This window comes from Pirellulales bacterium (assembly GCA_036499395.1).
Taxonomy (GTDB): domain Bacteria; phylum Planctomycetota; class Planctomycetia; order Pirellulales; family JACPPG01; genus JACPPG01.
This window is the reverse complement of the sequence record DASYDW010000143.1, coordinates 1-16,204: the sequence shown is the minus strand read 5'-3', so window position 1 is coordinate 16,204 and position 16,204 is coordinate 1. Positions and strand designations below refer to the sequence as shown.

At 60.9% G+C, this 16,204-nt stretch carries 12 protein-coding genes; 6 read left to right on the top strand and 6 right to left on the bottom strand.

What is annotated here, in order from left to right:
- Positions 1-127: 127 nt before the first annotated feature.
- Complete coding sequence (uvrB, locus tag VGN12_30015) at positions 128-2,203, bottom strand: excinuclease ABC subunit UvrB (GenBank protein HEY4313717.1); 2,076 nt, start codon at positions 2,201-2,203, stop codon at positions 128-130.
- Between the two features lie 224 nt (positions 2,204-2,427).
- Between uvrB and VGN12_30010 the strand changes: the two genes are divergently transcribed.
- From VGN12_30010 to VGN12_30000, 3 genes are all read left to right on the top strand, one after another.
- A complete protein-coding gene (locus VGN12_30010) occupies positions 2,428-3,279 on the top strand; it encodes a hypothetical protein (GenBank protein ID HEY4313716.1) in 852 nt (283 codons plus the stop codon).
- 247 nt (positions 3,280-3,526) lie between these two features.
- Positions 3,527-5,170: a multicopper oxidase family protein gene (locus tag VGN12_30005; GenBank protein ID HEY4313715.1), complete on the top strand. Its 1,644-nt coding sequence runs from the start codon at positions 3,527-3,529 to the stop codon at positions 5,168-5,170.
- Positions 5,171-5,309: 139 nt separating this feature from the next.
- Positions 5,310-6,233 carry a type I restriction enzyme HsdR N-terminal domain-containing protein gene (locus VGN12_30000; protein HEY4313714.1) on the top strand — a complete coding sequence of 308 codons (924 nt, stop codon included), beginning with the start codon at positions 5,310-5,312 and terminating at the stop codon, positions 6,231-6,233.
- A gap of 22 nt (positions 6,234-6,255) precedes the next feature.
- Here the strand turns inward: VGN12_30000 and VGN12_29995 are convergent, their stop codons facing one another.
- The 3 genes from VGN12_29995 to VGN12_29985 all read right to left on the bottom strand — a co-directional run bounded on the left by VGN12_29995 (position 6,256) and on the right by VGN12_29985 (position 9,706).
- A complete protein-coding gene (locus tag VGN12_29995) occupies positions 6,256-7,011 on the bottom strand; it encodes a hypothetical protein (GenBank protein HEY4313713.1) in 756 nt (251 codons plus the stop codon).
- Between the two features lie 143 nt (positions 7,012-7,154).
- Positions 7,155-8,222: a tartrate dehydrogenase gene (locus VGN12_29990; GenBank protein ID HEY4313712.1), complete on the bottom strand. Its 1,068-nt coding sequence runs from the start codon at positions 8,220-8,222 to the stop codon at positions 7,155-7,157.
- Positions 8,223-8,293: 71 nt separating this feature from the next.
- The gene (locus VGN12_29985; protein HEY4313711.1) at positions 8,294-9,706 is read right to left on the bottom strand and encodes an amidase; all 1,413 of its coding nucleotides are present in this window, start codon (positions 9,704-9,706) and stop codon (positions 8,294-8,296) included.
- Positions 9,707-9,929: 223 nt separating this feature from the next.
- Here VGN12_29985 and VGN12_29980 point away from each other — a divergent pair, with 223 nt between their 5' ends.
- A complete protein-coding gene (locus VGN12_29980) occupies positions 9,930-12,188 on the top strand; it encodes a transglutaminase family protein (protein ID HEY4313710.1) in 2,259 nt (752 codons plus the stop codon).
- A gap of 262 nt (positions 12,189-12,450) precedes the next feature.
- Here the strand turns inward: VGN12_29980 and VGN12_29975 are convergent, their stop codons facing one another.
- Positions 12,451-12,654, bottom strand: a complete 204-nt coding sequence (locus VGN12_29975; protein ID HEY4313709.1) for a hypothetical protein — start codon at positions 12,652-12,654, stop codon at positions 12,451-12,453.
- 126 nt (positions 12,655-12,780) lie between these two features.
- Positions 12,781-13,209 carry a hypothetical protein gene (locus tag VGN12_29970; protein HEY4313708.1) on the bottom strand — a complete coding sequence of 143 codons (429 nt, stop codon included), beginning with the start codon at positions 13,207-13,209 and terminating at the stop codon, positions 12,781-12,783.
- A gap of 960 nt (positions 13,210-14,169) precedes the next feature.
- On the opposite strand from VGN12_29970, the gene VGN12_29965 reads away from it, so the two are divergent.
- Both VGN12_29965 and VGN12_29960 read left to right on the top strand, forming a co-directional pair.
- Complete coding sequence (locus VGN12_29965) at positions 14,170-15,309, top strand: efflux RND transporter periplasmic adaptor subunit (protein ID HEY4313707.1); 1,140 nt, start codon at positions 14,170-14,172, stop codon at positions 15,307-15,309.
- Between the two features lie 50 nt (positions 15,310-15,359).
- On the top strand, positions 15,360-16,204 hold an 845-nt coding region (locus VGN12_29960; GenBank protein HEY4313706.1), incomplete at its 3' end, for an ABC transporter permease.

Here is a 16,204-nt window from a genome sequence, read left to right as displayed (position 1 = left end):
TCAAAACAAACCCGCATTCTTTAGAAAAAGCCCCGGCTTTCCGCCACGACTGCTGGTATCGATTGTGCAGTTCGCTCGCAGGGTGTTGACGGGATCGACGGGATCAAGGCGACCAGCCCATTCGGCATTACGAGCGTTTAGGGCGAGGCACGCGCTTCCCCGCTCCTTTTTTTCGCCCGCGCTGTTTGCCCCGGTTGGCCCGCGTGCCATGGATCTCGACTTCGTTGCGTTTCTGGCCGACCGAGTCGCGCAATTGCGAAATTCGATCGCGCAACGCCGCGGCCCGCTCGAATTCCAGCGACTCCGCCGCGGCCAGCATCTCGCCTTCCAACTCCTGAATGTATTCCTCAGTGATGTATTCGGCCTCGTCGTTCCGGCCCACGGCCCGGTTCGCCTCGGCGTGTGCATTGGCTTCGGACTCGATGCCGGACTTGATGCTCTTCCGCACGGTCTCGGGCGTAATACCGTGCTCGCGGTTGTACGCTTCCTGCAGCGCACGTCGACGTAGCGTCTCATCGATCGCGTTTTGCATCGACTCGGTCACCTTGTCCGCATACAGCACGACTTTCGCGTTCACGTTGCGCGCGGCGCGACCGATCGTCTGCATCAGCGACGTTTCGCTGCGCAAAAAACCTTCCTTGTCCGCGTCGAGGATCGCCACCAACGAGACTTCGGGCAGATCCAACCCCTCGCGCAGCAGGTTCACCCCCACCAGCGCTTCGAAGCGCCCTTCGCGGAGTTCGCGCAATAGCTCGACGCGTTCGAAGGCATCCAGCTCGCTGTGCAGCCATTTGCACTTCACGCCTTGCTCCGTCAGATAGTACGACAGATCCTCGGCCAGCCGCTTGGTGAGCGTCGTGACTAGCACGCGTTCGCTGACGGCCGCCCGCTCGCGAATCTGCCCCAACAGGTGCGGCACTTGCCCGCGCGCGGGACTGATTTCGATCACCGGGTCCAAAAGGCCGGTGGGGCGAATCACTTGTTCGACGACTTCGCCGCCGGTTTGCTGCAACTCGTACGGTCCGGGCGTGGCCGATACGTACACCACTTCGCGAATCCGCCGCTCGAACTCTTCGAATCGTAGCGGCCGGTTATCGAGCGCGCTGGGCAGGCGAAAACCATGTTCCACCAGCGTCGACTTGCGACTGAAGTCGCCGGCGAACATGCCGCGCACCTGCGGCACCGTGGCGTGAGACTCGTCGATAAATAACAAGAAGTCGTCCGGAAAATAATCGAACAGCGTATCCGGCGTCGAACCGGGCGCTCGCCCGGACAACGGCCGGCTGTAATTCTCAATGCCTGGGCAGTAGCCGACCTCGGTCATCATCTCGATATCGAATCGCGTGCGGGCGTTCAGCCGCTGCGCTTCGAGCAATTTTCCGTGATCCTTTAACTGGGCCAGTCGCAAATCGAGTTCCTCGCGAATCGATCCCACGGCGGCCTCGATACGCTCCTCGGGCAGAACAAAGTGCTTTGCCGGATAGACGTATAGCTCTTCTTCGACCGAAATCACCTCACCGCTGGTTGGGTTGATGATCGACAGCTTCTCAATCTCGTCTCCCCAGAACTCGATGCGCAAGGCAAACTCTTCATACGACGGCCACAGTTCGACGCAATCGCCGCGCACGCGAAACTTGGTCCGAGCAAATTCGATGTCGTTGCGCTCGTACTGCACATCGATCAACTTTCGCAGCATCTCGTCGCGATCGAATTGCTGGCCGCGGCGAAGGCCCACGACCATCGCCCGATAATCCTCGGGCGAGCCCAAGCCGTAGATACACGACACGCTGGCAACGATCACAACGTCGCGTCGACTGACCAGGGCACTCGTCGAAGCGAGTCGCAGCCGGTCGATCTCCTCATTGATCGAGGCGTCTTTCTCGATATAGATGTCACGCTGCGGGATGTAGGCTTCGGGCTGGTAATAGTCGTAATAGCTAACGAAATAATGCACCGCGTTATAGGGAAAGAAGTCCTTGAACTCGCCGTAAAGTTGCGCCGCCAGGGTCTTGTTATGCGACAGGACCAGCGTCGGCTTTTGAATGTTCTTGATGACATTGGCCATCGTGAACGTCTTGCCCGAACCCGTGACCCCCATCAGTACTTGCTGCTTGCGCCCGGCGTGCAGGCCCGCGGTGAGTTCGGCGATGGCCTGCGGCTGATCGCCGGCGGGCGCGAATGGGCTAACGAGTCGAAATTCCACGCGTGAGACTCCTCCCTGTTGGACCGGGTTGGCTCGGCTGCTAGCGGCCGCGGCGGGCCAAGTCCCTCATTGTACGGAATCTGGCGAAGCGCCAAAGTTCCGCAGCCGGAAAAGCCGATACATTTCTCAAACTCTGCCAATTTCACCGTGCTTCGCAAGGGTTCTCTTGCGGGACGGCACCGCGGGCAGCAGGGTTCGCAGACCCTGCCGGGAGCGGCAAAACGATGCGAGCGGCGGCACTTTTGCTAGCTGTGTCAGTCCTCGCCGGCGGCTGCCGGACGCATCTCAGCCTGCGCGACAACACCGTGGCCACGACCGAAACGCTCACGGATCTGAACTACCAGCAGGTGCTGGACAATTTGGCCCGCTTCGTCGCCAACCCCGCCGTCATGCCCTCGTTGGCGATCGTCAACGCCGGCACGGTGAACGTGGCCGACCAGAAGGGAATGAGCGTCAACGGCACTTATGCTCCGACATTGACCCAGGCGATGCAATTCGGGGCCGGCCTGCCGATTCTGAGCATGCTGTTCAATCCTAGCGCCTCGCGCAACCTGACCGAAAACTGGTCGCTGGCGCCGGTGACGGATGTCGATAATCTGCGCCGCATTCGCTGCGCGTTTCAGATGGTCGTCAGCGGGGATGCTGAAGCAACCCACTGCATTGATTGCCGGGAACTGCTCGAACGCTTCTATCTCGGCGAGCAAGACGATTTGGAATGCGTCATACCCACCGGTTGGTTCAACGCCGGCTGCGAAGAGGACGTTGCTCCTAACGCCTGTTACACCGGTCATTGCAAGAACCTGTACGTGTGGGTGACACCAGATGGACTCGATGGCTTGACCCGCTTTACCATGACCGTGATCGACCTCGCCACTGGCAAGCCCCACGCGCCGACCAAAACCGTGGTGCGCACCTACAAGGCCGACGGTACGCTCGACAACATGCAGGTCACCACAACGGAAGTCGACCTGGAAGCGCTCGAGAAGCAACACAAGGAAGGCACGCGCGGTGAGCGCGTGCGGCAATACGTCACGCCGCCAAGCGTGAATCCCGGCATGTTCTTCGTGCCCAGGTAGGTGATACGCTCTGCCCGGCGTCGCTGGGCACGGTCGCCGTGACATGGGGCCTGCAGGCTCGCAAAAGCCTGACCACGGCGATTGTCCGTTCTGCCGCCCCGCGGCAAGCATGTTTGCCGATGGTACGGGCCGGTGTTAAGTTTCAGGGCGAGAGCTAGTCACTCTGCATCGCCCGTGATTTCAAAGGACGATCGTTTCTCGGTGTACTCTCTGCCCGTGGTGGCAAATTTCCTGGAGGACAACCGCGATGTCGTTGCGCAAATCCATACACGATACGACTGCCGACCCCCTGTCGCGGCGAGACATGCTGCGGCATTGCGCGGTGGGAGCGTGCGGCCTGGCGATTTCACCGGGCGTACTTATCTTAAATGGCTGCGCGCCGAGCGCCTCGACGACGAAAGCGCCATCGGCGGATGAATCGAACGACGTCGACTACACGCTGCGCGCCGTCAAAAAACAGGCCGCGCCCGACGGACGATCACGCGACATCCTCTGCTACAACGGCGAACTGCCCGGCCCCGTAATTCGCGCGAAGCTGGGCCAAAAACTGCGCGTCCGCGTGAAGAACGAGCTCGACGTTCCGACGAGTGTCCATTGGCACGGCCAGCATCAGCCTGGCACCTGGCAAATGGACGGCGTCGCAAATGTCTCGCGTCCGCCGATCGCGCCGGGAGAGGAATTCGTCTACGAATTCGAGGCCACTCCGGCCGGCACGCATTGGTATCACTCGCACACCGGCGTGCAATACGGCGACGGATTGTTCGGCCCGTTGATCGTCGAAGACGACAAACCTATCGCCCCGTACGATCGCGAAGAAATCTTGCTCCTCAATGATTGGTTCGCCATGCCCGCAGAAAAGATCCTCGCGGGGCTCACAGGTTCGTCCGGCGGCGGCATGGCAGGCATGAAGATGACGACCACCGCTGACGGCGCGCCCGCCAAAATGCCCGCGATGAAAATGCCAACTACGGACAGCGCCGCGAAGATGCCTGAGAAGGCTACCGACGAGAAAGCGATGCCGCCGATGAAATCCGCTGCAATGGCCGGAATGAGCATGGCCGGCGACGGCAAGCCGGACGTCGGAGACGTGCCGTTCGAGTCGGTTCTTTTCAACGGCCGCGGACGTTTCGGCGCCGACAGCATGACACCACTGCCCACGATCGACGTCAAACCGGGCGAGACGCTGCGGCTGCGACTGATCAACGGCTCGACGACGTATGCCCTGCGCTTTCAGATCGACGGCCACCGGCTGACCGTGATTGCTAGTGACGGCGCCCCCTTGGAACCGGTCGAGGTTGACAACCTGGTCATCAATGTCGGTGAGCGCTATGACGTTCTGCTGCGTGCCGATCAGCGAGGCGCGGCCTTGATTCGCGTCGCGACCTTGGCCGGCGATGAAGCCCGGGCGCTACTGCGTTATCCCAACGCAGCCGCTGGCGAGCCGGCCGTAACGCCGGTCGCCTGGGGCGAGCGCATATACCACGCCGCCGAAATGCGGGCTCGCGATCCCGTTCCCGTCAGCAAGAAGCCTCGCGAGATTCGCCTGCGATTGGGCGGCACGATGTCTCCCTACGCCTGGAACATCAACGAACAAACCTATCCGCAGGCCGATCCGATTTCGCTCAAAGCCGATGAAGTAGTCCGCTTCGTCATGGAAAATCCGACCGGCATGGATCACCCGTTTCATCTGCACGGGCATTATTTTTCGGTCCTCGGCGATCCAGACCGCCCGAACCTGACCAGCGCCCCGAAGAAAGACACTGTGAACATCCCGGCCGGCAAAACCGTGCTGCTTGAATGGCGTGCGACGAACCCCGGCCGCTGGTTCTACCATTGTCACATCGAATGGCACGCAGTCACCGGCATGGCGCGGGTGATTGAGATTTCATGAGGTGTAGGTGCCCGTGCGCGTCGACTCATTAACGAACTAAAATTATTACACGACTAGAAATCGTTAAACTCGGCAATTAGACTGGCCGCCAATGCAGTGCAGGCTGCTGCGGAGCCAACTGGCCACGGTAGACGTGAAAATGAAGGACTTGATGATGGAAACTGCGATTGCGGGGGTGACAACCTGCGACTACTGCCGCTCGAGGTTCAAGGTACAGGAACGACAACTCAGGCTCGAAGGAAAGACCATCAAGTGCCCGAAGTGCCACCGTGATTTTATCGTAAAGATCGAGCGACCGTCGCCGGTTGAGAGGGCCGCGATCCACAACTCGGAACAATCGGACGCACAGCGCAAACGCCGAACGAAGCAGGAGATTCGCAAACACTTCTTTTCGACAATCAAGCGCGGCATGCGTCCCTACCACAATCGCCTAATGGAGATTGCCTCACAGGACAATGCTTCGGAGGAGGAAGTACGTCGTTGGTGCATTGACGTACTGAGGAGCGTTCTTGGATACGAGGATATTGAAATAGATACCGAAATGCGCGCCTTAAATCAACGAATCGACATCGCGCTAAAGCGAGATGACAAGGTGTTCATGGTAATCGAGTGCAAAAATATCCGTTCGAAACTGCCGTGCAATGTTCGCGATCAGGCGGTCATGTACGCATTGAATAAGTCGGCGGACTGGGCCGCAATTACAAACGGACAAATATGGAAGCTTTACAGGGTATTCCCAGTAAAGGGAGCGGACCCAACCACGATTGAAGTGTTTGACCTTGCGCTCCTCGACGAAGATGGCGTAAGCGACGATGACATTGAGAAGTTGTATTTGCTCACTAGCCGCGCCGTTTTTAGTGGCGACTCAGAACTAATGTACCATCGGACAGCATGCCTTTCTAACCGACGCGTGCTTGCGGCAATGACGACTCCTCGTGTCGTAAAAGCAATCCGACACTCACTTATCGAGCAGTACAAGCAAGAATGCGAGCAAAGCGTTAAGCTCTCAGACGACGTCGTCGTGGATCGGGTCCGGGACCTATTCCTGCCGGCGGACTTATAGATGGACGTTCGTCATCCCTTCGCTAGCCGTAAAGCTTGTGCGCTTCGTCGTAGCTGATCTGCCGTGCCCGGACCGTGCCGTCGGAAAGTCTCTCACCTTCGGGGTCGAGATACAGCCGGCCTGTGGGCTCGGCATTGCCCGGATTCACAGACAGCACATGCAGGTTGAAGATGAAAGCCGGCTCGGTGATCGCCTTGAACCAGTGGACGTTGTCCTTGAAGTCCGAGACGGTCGAACACTCGCCCGGTGTGAATGTGCGATCGACCGTCGGCCGGATGATGTAATGCTCAGGCTCGTCCTTCAAGCGATCGTAGTGCCGGCCGCGCAGGTCCCCTTTCAAAATCAAGAACGCCGTGGCCATGTTGTTGTGCCCATGCGGCACGACCGAGCGGTCCTTCTTGAGGGCGAAAATCTGTCGCCCATAAATCAAATTCTTCGGCACCCCTTCGACCTCGGGGAACTTGAAACGCAGGCTCAGAGCGCCGTTGTCGACGAACTTCACGCCATTTGATAACTGATCGAAGTCGATCAGGGCCAGGATGTCTGCCAGCGGCACCTGCCGGAACAACTCTTCGACCTTTTGCTGCCAGACGAGTTGCTCGATCTTCTGCCCCTTCACGTCCTGCCCGAGTTGCTCGATATCACGTAGCCACTGCGCGGCCGCTGGTCGAACGTCGGCGCCCAGTAGTTCGTGTTGAAAAACCGTCTCCAAAAGAGACATCGTCAACAGCGTGGCCAACGAATCGCGAGCGAACTGACGGCGAGACATTTCGGACATGGCCGTGGCTCTCCTAAAACCGAAAGAGCGAAGGGACGCTGACAAGTATCGTAAAGGATGCGCGCCAGTCCAGCAAATATCGGCAAAATCGTCGAATCGTTTGCGCGCATTAAATGAGCCGGTGCCCGCAGGGCGCCCGACCATCAGGATGGTTTTTCGACCGCCGAGATCAATTGGTTCCCCATTTCTTCGGTCGTTAAGCGTCCGCCCAGATCGGCCGTCTTGTGCCCCGCGGCCAGCGTCCGCTCGACCGCGGCAAGAATCGCCTGCCCAGCGTTCGTCGCTCCCAGCCAGTCGAGCATCATGCCGGCGCTGAGCACCGCCGCGATTGGGTTCGCAATGCCGCGCCCGGCGATATCGGGGGCCGAGCCGTGTACCGGCTCGAACATGCTGGGAAACTTGCGTTCCGGATTGGTGTTCGTGCTCGGCGCCAGCCCCAGTCCACCGGCAATCGTGCCAGCCAGGTCCGTGAGAATATCGCCGAACAGATTCGAAGCCACGACGACGTCGAACGTCTCTGGCCGGCGCACCAGGTTCATCGCCGCCGCGTCGGCATGCTGCTTGTCGATCGTGATATCGGCATACTCACCAGCGATATCGTCAAGCACATCATCCCACAACACGTAGGCATACCGCTGCGCATTGCTCTTGGTGATCATCGTCAGATGCTTGCGGCGCGTGCGGGCCAGTTCGAATCCGAACCGCAAAATCCGCTCGACGCCGCGCCGCGTATGAATGGCGGTCTGCACCGCACACTCGTCCGGCGTGCCGCGTCGGATCCGCCCGCCATTATCGACATATTCACCTTCCGAGTTTTCGCGCACTACGACCAGATCGACATCTTTGGGCCCCTTGCCTGCTAGTAGGCTGTTGAGCCCGGCGAATAACTTCGCCGGACGCACGCAAGCGTATTGATCGAACCGCTGCCGCAGAGTTACCAGCGGCGCGAGAGTGACGTGATCAGGCAATTCGGCCGGCCAACCCACCGCCCCCAGCAGGATGGCATCGAAGGGGCGCAATACGTCCAAAAAATCCTCAGGCACGACCCGTCCCGTCTCGCGGTAGTAAGCCGCACTCCAGGGAAACTCAACCAGATCGAGCGCAAATTCCCGCTGCTGTTTTTCCACGGCCTTCAAGACACGCAGCGCCTGCGCAATGACCTCGGTGCCGATCCCATCTCCCGGATAAACCGCAATGCGGAAGCGCTTCATCACCACTCCTTGTTCACATCTTTCAAAAAATCTGCGTCCATCCTCGCAATCTGCGGATCAACTCTGAATCCTCAACGCACGATCGGCGGCCAATCCTTCGCCCAGGGATGGGCCGCTTCATACGCGCTCGCCAGCCGAATCACCGTCCATTCATCGTGTTGCCGGCCAATGATCTGCAAGCCCACGGGCAATTTTTGGTCGTCAAAGCCAACGGGCATACTCGCTGCCGGCTGCCACGTCATATTGGCCGGCACGACATGACCGAGCCACGACAGGGCACGCACGGATTGCCCCTCAATAACCTTCGGGCCCAGCGTGCCGTTCAAGGTTGCCGTGATGGGCGCCGTTGGTGTCAACACCGCGTCGAATTGGTCGAACACGGGCGAGAACTTTTCCCAATACTCTTCCCGCTGCCATTGTGATTGCACCAGGTCGTAGTAAGTCAGCTTATCGGCATTGGGCAGCATCTTTCGTGTCGGCGGAAAAATCGTCTGCTCCCATTCAGCACGACGCGCTTGCATTCCGACGGCCGCTTCGCACAGCACGATCGTTTGTTGGGCAGGCCCCAGGTCAGGCAGATCGAGTTCCAGCGGCGTCACCTGGCAGCCCAACTGCTCGAAACGTTCGGCGGCCTGCTGGCAGACGGCCATTACCGCCGGCTCGACAGGCAAGCTACCGAGTCGCGGACACCACGCCAGGCGCAGACCGCGTGCTTCACCAGTGCAAGCCGCCAAGAAGCTTCGCCCCGTCGCGGGCAAGCTCCAACGATCGAGTGAATGTGGTCCGGCCAGCACATCCAGCGCCAGTGCCGTATCGCGCACGGTACGCGTCAATACGCCCTGGTGCGACAGCGATTCCCAGCCACGAGGAAACGGCGAATGCGGCACGCGCCCCATCTGCGGCTTCAGTCCGAAGACTCCGCAGAAGCTGGCCGGTATGCGGATCGAGCCGCCACCATCGCTGGCCGTGGCCAAAGGGCCAATCCCGCACGCCACGGCCGCCGCGGCGCCGCCGCTCGAACCCCCGGTGTTGTAGCGCACATCCCAAGGATTATTCGATTCGCCAAATAGCGCATTGGCCGCCAGTGGGATCAGGCCGAATTCCGAGGTGTTCGTTTTCCCGATGATGATCGCGCCGGCACGCTTCAGTCGCTCGACAATAGGCTGGTCATGGTCGGGGATAAAATTCTCGAACAGCTTCGAGCCGAGCGTCGTGCGGATGCCGGCGGTGAGGTGCAAATCCTTGACCGTGACCGGCACACCCAACAAGGGCGGCAACTCGCCGCCGCGCATCACCAAGGTCTCGGCCTGACGAGCTTCCTCGCGCGCCCCTTCGTCGCACCGCGTCACCAGCGCGTTCAACGACGGATTCAACCGGGTCGCTTGCGCGAGCGCCGCATCCACGGCCTCGACAGGCGACACGCGACGTGCCCGGATCGCCGCTGCTAAATCCTCGGCCGTCAGATAACAAAGTTCATCGGCCATGCGGCGGGCGATCCGTCAAAATCGAGATGCGGTCAGGTGGCGAACGACCTTACGAAACCGAGATCACAACGCTTCGATCTGGGCAGGCATGGCAAGGCGATTTTTGCCAACGCCCCGTTGGCCTCCTATCATGGAGACGCGCCGCAAGAGTGTCAAACGGACGGAATTCCGCCGCGGCGCTCAATAGCAACCGCGCAGCATTGCGACAGGAATGAGGCAACCGATGGCCGCTTACGTTCGTCATTTTCATTTCGTGATTGCCGTCACAGCGTGGCTGCTGAGCGTTGCCGCGTCGCACGGCGACGACGAGACTTCGACCACCGACGAACGCGGCGACAGCCCCGCCGTCGATGCGTCCGGCGTCGAAGAGGTTTTCCAGCGAGTGAAGCCGTCGCTGGCCGTCATCTCGGTGCGCGGCCGCGACGGAAAATTGCGCGGCCTGGGCAGTGGATTCGTCGTGGCGGCCGACGGGCTGATCGCCACCAACATGCACGTCATCGGCGAGGGGCGCGCCATCGAAGTGCAACTGGCAGACGGCAAGCATTACGACGTGAAAGGCATTCACGCCTTCGACCGCCACCTCGATCTGGCAGTGTTGCGCGTCGATGCCAAAGATCTGAAGCCGCTACCGATCGGCGACTCGGAAGCCTTGCGACAAGGACAGACCGTCGTTGCGCTCGGCAATCCGCAAGGCTTGCGCCATAGCGTTGTCGCCGGTGTCGTGTCGGGCCGGCGCGAGATCGACGGTCGCTCGATGATCCAATTGGCCATTCCGGTCGAACCCGGCAACAGTGGTGGGCCCCTTGTCGACCTGCAAGGGCGCGTTGGCGGGATCATCACGATGAAGTCGGCCGTTACGGCCAACCTGGGCTTCGCCGTCGCCGTGAATGATTTGAAGCCGCTTTTGACCAAGCCCAATCCGGTGCCAATCGCCCGCTGGATCAATCAGGGTTTGGTCGACCCGCGGCAATGGCAAGTCCTGCAGGGAGCCAGTTGGCGCACGCGGGGGAGCCGGATCCTGGTCGATGGCGAAGGAGACGGTTTCGGCGGGCGCGCGCTCTGCCTGTCGACGACGACGCCGCCCGAATTACCTTTCGAAATGAGCGTCTCTGTGCGATTGGACGACGAATCCGGCGCCGCCGGCCTGGTCTTCGCGGCCGACGGCGGAGACAAGCATTACGGCTTCTATCCCAGCGGCGGCGGACTCCGTCTGACCCGCTTCGATGGTCCCGATGTGCTGAATTGGACGATCTTGTCGCAGCAGTCGTCCCCCTTCTATCGTTCGGGCGAATTCAACAAGCTGCACGTGCGGGTCGAACCGGCCCGGATCGTCTGTTCCGTAAACGGGCACGTCCTGATCACGACGCCGGTGTCGCGGCCCCTTGCCGGGAAAGTTGGCCTGGCGAAATTTCGCGATACTCATGCTGAGTTCAAGGAATTCCGCATGGCGAAAGAGCTCCCCGAGCCCACTTTCGGCACCGACGTCGCCGCACGGATCGACCAGCTCATCTCTGAGCTTCCGGCCGACCGCGCGCCTGGCGTGGCGCTCGCCGAGAAATTGGCCGTCAGCAATGATCTCACGTCAGCCGCGATCGCCGAGCGGGCGCAGCGGCTTTCTCGGCAGGCTGAACAGTTGTTGCTCCTCAGTACCAAACTTCGTGAGGCACAAGTCATCGGCGACCTGGTAAAGCGGCTGGCTGAACCCGACGAATCGACAGACCTGCTGACCGCCTGCCTCTCCGTCGCCCAGCTCGATAACGCCGATGTCGACAGCGAGGGTTATCGCCAGATCGTGGATCGAATGGCCGCGGACATCTCCGCGTCGCTCATGGAAAAGGCTGACGAAGCGGCGCGCCTGGCCGCGCTCGACAAGTTCTTCTTCGAAGAGAGCGGGTTCCACGGCAGCCGCAGTTTTCAGTATTACCGGCGCGCCAACAGTTATATCAACGATGTGCTGGACGAGCGCGAGGGACTGCCGATCACGCTGTCCGTGATCTACATGGAGCTCGCCCGACGCCTCGACTTGAAAATCGAAGGGGTGGGCCTGCCGGGGCACTTCGTGGTGCGCTATCGCCCCGCCGACGGCGAACCGCGGCTGATCGATGTGTTCGACGAGGGCAAGACTATCACCTCTGACGAGGCTGCCCGCCGCGTTCGTGAAGCGACCGGCGAATCTCCCACCGAGGAGCAAACACGCCCCATGACCAAGCGGGCCATCGTGCTGCGCATTCTGCACAACCTGATTGGCGTCGTACAGCGGCAAGGAGACGAGCGGGCAGCCCTGCGATATCTGGACGCGCTACTAGCGCTGTCGCCAGACGCGCACCAGGAACGATTCGTGCGCGCGATGCTTCGCTGGCAGACAGGCGAGCATGAGGGCGCCAAGCAAGATGCCGATTTCCTGCTCGAGCACGAGGCGCAAGGCGTGCAGCTCGATCGACTGCGAGATTTCCGCGCCATTCTGGAACGCAGCACCAAGTAGTGCGCGTCCGCCGAGTTCGCCGCCCGCGGGCAGGGTCAGGCAAAAGTGACAGACGCGCGCTTTTGCACCCGAGAGAATTGCGAGGACGTAGGCCGCGTTAGCCGGCGCGGCCTACGTCGTCGCCAGATGTCTTGTTCGCCACGCGAAATGCGGGTTCGCGCTTCGCCCAGACGCAATCGGTCAGGCACGTTGTGCTTCGTACACCGCGATCGCAAGTACGCGGAAACGACTATGCCTGCTCAATCACCGGCGAATGCCACGCTTACCAATTCCAATGCTTGTTGCGACGGCGGTGCAGCCCATTGAACGCCGAAGACTTCGACGGCGTGCTGCTGGTGCTACTGGTGCTGCTGCGCCGGACGGACGAGCGGCGGGTACGTTGCGGCGAACGTTCCGGCTGGCGACGGCCGTAGTCGAAATCGTTGTCGGCGCTGTAATCCTGGTGCGAATTGCTGTACGACGGCATGCTGCTTTCCTTTCAAAAATTGCGGACGGCTGGTGCACCGTCCATCCCATGTTTTGGCCCGGTCATGGGTCGTGACCGGTACCGCAAATCAAGTCTCGAACTATCACGAAACCCGAGGCACGTGCCTCAGGAAGATCGGTAAAACTTCATCTCTCCGTGCCCGTTGCGTTGCTGACGATTGCTGGCCGTCAACCGCTCGACGGTTTCGCGCGCTGCCACGCACAATCCGACGAGCTCGCTGCCATCGATCGCACCGGGCAGATACATCCAGACGCCCAGATGTCGCGCCCAGACTTCTTCGCGCGGATCGTCGACATTGCCGCAAACCAGCAACAACATCCGGCTGGTACAGGCCAGTTGCTCGACAAGAAAGCGAAAGCTCGGCAGATCAGCGCAGGCCGGCCCGCTGAGATCGACGATGGCCATTTGCAGCGATCGCTGCCGGGACTGTGTCACCGCCGCGGCCACGTCGCCGCAAAGCGTGACATCCCAACCCCCTTCGCGAGCCGCGAAGCCAAGGTTGTCCCGACGGGCATCGTCGGTGGCTACAATCAAACATTGCGCGGCATCCACAGCCCGTAACGCCACTCGTGGTGGCGCAGCCGCAGGCGCGACAGATAATTCCCTAGAAGGTTGCATCGTGGCGTTGTGCTTCGAGCGTGTGGATAAGGTTGAGCGACACTTGTCCCATCCGGCGCAAATCGCCTGCGCCGTCCAGCCTCCCTGCCACGTTGGTCTCAATGCGCGCCAGCCCGGACTCGGGTTTAGGAAGCCCCTTAGCGCGAATCGAGATGTCCTGCCACGCGTGCTATCGCCTCTCAGCGACCTCACCGCGGCGGATTCTTCTTTGGCAAGCACCGTGCCGTTTTCGGCACCACGGAAAAGTCGCTTTCGATCCCCTAACCTGCCAACGACTTAACCTCATTCCCCACTTCCGAAGTGCCCCTCACCCACCTTCACCACCTTGGTGAGACCACATTCAAGACAGTCACTTAACCCATTGCCAGATAGCAACTTAAGCGACCATTCACCCACCCGGTGAATCTTCACCGGAACGGGGGCGGGACGGCGGATCACAATCCTGGTGAAACAAATACGGGCGGAGTTTCCCCATCCGGAAACCGGCCGCGTAATCGATGCTCTCAGCTGCCGGAGTCACGGCCTCTACCAACCCTTGTCGGGCTAGCCGATAGCCGGACGAGTCGTAAGCGACTCCTGGCGCTGAACGATGCCGCGGCTCGTTGGCTCATACCACGCAGCCGCCGCGATTCAATCCGCACCAGCGACGTCCCCTGGCCGGCGGCGATTGCCGGTACCGTCGGTTGATCGCGCATTGACCAACCTCCGCTGTATGCTGTGCCCTGTTACCAATGACGCGAATAAGCCGCATCAATGCGCGACAATGCAGGCGAACGTGCGTTGCGGCGAAGCCTACGGGTAACTATTCTGCGAGATAGCTGTTTTCCTCTGGGGCTGCGCCTGATGCCGTTGGTAATGCGGAATTCGATTCGGACCGTGACGGCATTGATTCTCGGCGCGCTTTTGCTGGCCTCCTGTCGCGCGAGGAGCGAAGCCCCACCCCGCGACAAGGCCGATGCCAGCGGGCAACGCCGGTCTCGCCCCACGGTCGCCGCCCTGGGGCGGCTCTCACCACGGGGAGGAATCGTCGACGTCGGCGGCATGGCGGGCGAACGCTTGGACAAGCTACTCGTCGCCGAGGGCGATCCGGTTACGCCAGGCCAAGAGCTTGCTTTCCTGAGCAGCTATCCATTACGTCAGAGCGAAGTGCAATTGGCGGATATTCAATTGTCCGAGGCCAAGGCGCGCGGCCAGGCCGAGTGCGCCTACGGCGAAGCGTTGGTCGCCGAGGCCCAGACGGCTCTCGAAGAGCTCAAGCTGGCCGACCTCGACGCGCAAGCCCTGGCAGCCAAGATCGACGCCCTGGAAGTGAATCTGAAGGTTGCCAACCGCGACCATGATCGGCTGGCCGGCGCCGGCGACGTCGTCTCCGAGCAGGAGCAGGACCATCAGCAACTGGTGGTCGAACAGGCCAAGGCCGAGTTGCACAGCACACGCGCGCAAATGGCCAAGCTCGAGGCGACACGCGCCGCCCGCGAACGGGAAGGAAAAGCCCGCCTCGTCACGGCGCAAGCGAATCTCGCCCGCTTAAAATCGGCCCTGCAATTGGAATCGCTCGAAAAGGGCACCGCCACCGCTGGCCAGAAGCTGGAACTGGCAATCGTGCGCGCTCCGTGCGCGGGTCGCGTCCTCAGCCTGGTGACGCGCGTCGGGGAGACGATGGGCCCTCGCCCCGTGCTGCGCCTCGGCGACACGGAACATATGTACGTCACCGCCGAGATCTACGAGACCGATATCCACCTGGTGCATAAAGGTCAAAAGGCGCGCATCACCAGCGACGCCCTGTCCGCACCACTGACCGGTGTCGTCGAGAGCGTGGGCAAGACCGTCGCGAAAAACGATGTAATCAGCCTCGATCCCACTGCGGCGGCCGACGCACGGGTCATACTGGCGCGGATTCGCCTGGATGACAGTCTCGAGGCTGCCGGCCTGGTCGACCTGCAGGTCGATGTCTTGATCGAAATCGAGCCGTCGAAAAACGCCGGGCAAGGCGAAAGCAATTCGCCGGCCAACTAGCGACCACGGGCGAGCGAACACGTCTCGCTGATGTCAATTTCGTGGGTCACATGAAAACCCAACTGGCCTGGCTGAATCTGCTGCATCAGAAAACTCGCTCCGTCGTCGCCGTTGCCGGCGTGGCGTTTGCCGTCGTGCTGGTGCTAATGCAGTTAGGCTTTCTGGCCTCGGTTCGACAGACGGCCACGAGAATCTACGACCACCTCGATTTCGATCTACTACTGGCGTCGCCCCAGTATCTGCACCTGGCTAAAGCTGGCACGATCCAACGCGTACGGTTGGCACAGGCGGCGTCGCTGCCCGAGGTTGCCGGAACCAGTGCGATGGACGTGGGCTTCCAATTGTGGCGTAACGTCGCCACGGGCCAGCGCCGCGGCATCATGTTGATGGCGCTCGATCCGAACGATCGCGTCTTTGCCCTGGAAGAGGTGCTCGATCAGCAGCAGCGGTTGGAACAGACGGACTCTGTGCTGCTGGATCGTCTGAGCCGTTCAGAGTTCGGCCCGATTCACGAAGGAGTCTCGACCGAAGTCGGCCGGCATCGCGTCGACGTGGTTGGCGAATTCGCACTGGGGACCGGCTTCGGCGCCGACGGCGCCCTCGTCGCTAGCCAAGGGACGTTTCGCCGACTGCTCCCCTACCGCCGACCGAGCGAAGTCAGCTTGGGGCTGGTGCGTCTCCGTCCTGGCGAACAGCCCACGGCCGTTGCCGAGACGTTACGCAACATGCTCCCTCGCGACGTGCAAGTTTTTACGCGTGACGAATTGGGAGCGCATGAACGCCGCCATTGGATGACCAAGACCTCGGTCGGCATTATTTTTGGTTTTGGAGTCTTCGTCGCGCTGTTGGTCGGCACGGCCATCGTTTACCAGGTGCTGTCGAGCGATATTTCCAG

What these genes read in the sequence shown, in the direction of transcription:
- VGN12_30010 (HEY4313716.1), top strand. Translation starts at nt 2,428, where the DNA reads ATGCGAGCGGCGGCACTTTTGCTAGCTGTGTCAGTCCTCGCCGGCGGC.
- VGN12_30005 (HEY4313715.1), top strand. Translation starts at nt 3,527, where the DNA reads ATGTCGTTGCGCAAATCCATACACGATACGACTGCCGACCCCCTGTCG.
- VGN12_30000 (HEY4313714.1), top strand. Translation starts at nt 5,310, where the DNA reads ATGAAGGACTTGATGATGGAAACTGCGATTGCGGGGGTGACAACCTGC.
- VGN12_29995 (HEY4313713.1), bottom strand. Translation starts at nt 7,011, where the DNA reads ATGTCCGAAATGTCTCGCCGTCAGTTCGCTCGCGATTCGTTGGCCACG.
- VGN12_29990 (HEY4313712.1), bottom strand. Translation starts at nt 8,222, where the DNA reads ATGAAGCGCTTCCGCATTGCGGTTTATCCGGGAGATGGGATCGGCACC.
- VGN12_29985 (HEY4313711.1), bottom strand. Translation starts at nt 9,706, where the DNA reads ATGGCCGATGAACTTTGTTATCTGACGGCCGAGGATTTAGCAGCGGCG.
- VGN12_29980 (HEY4313710.1), top strand. Translation starts at nt 9,930, where the DNA reads ATGGCCGCTTACGTTCGTCATTTTCATTTCGTGATTGCCGTCACAGCG.
- VGN12_29975 (HEY4313709.1), bottom strand. Translation starts at nt 12,654, where the DNA reads ATGCCGTCGTACAGCAATTCGCACCAGGATTACAGCGCCGACAACGAT.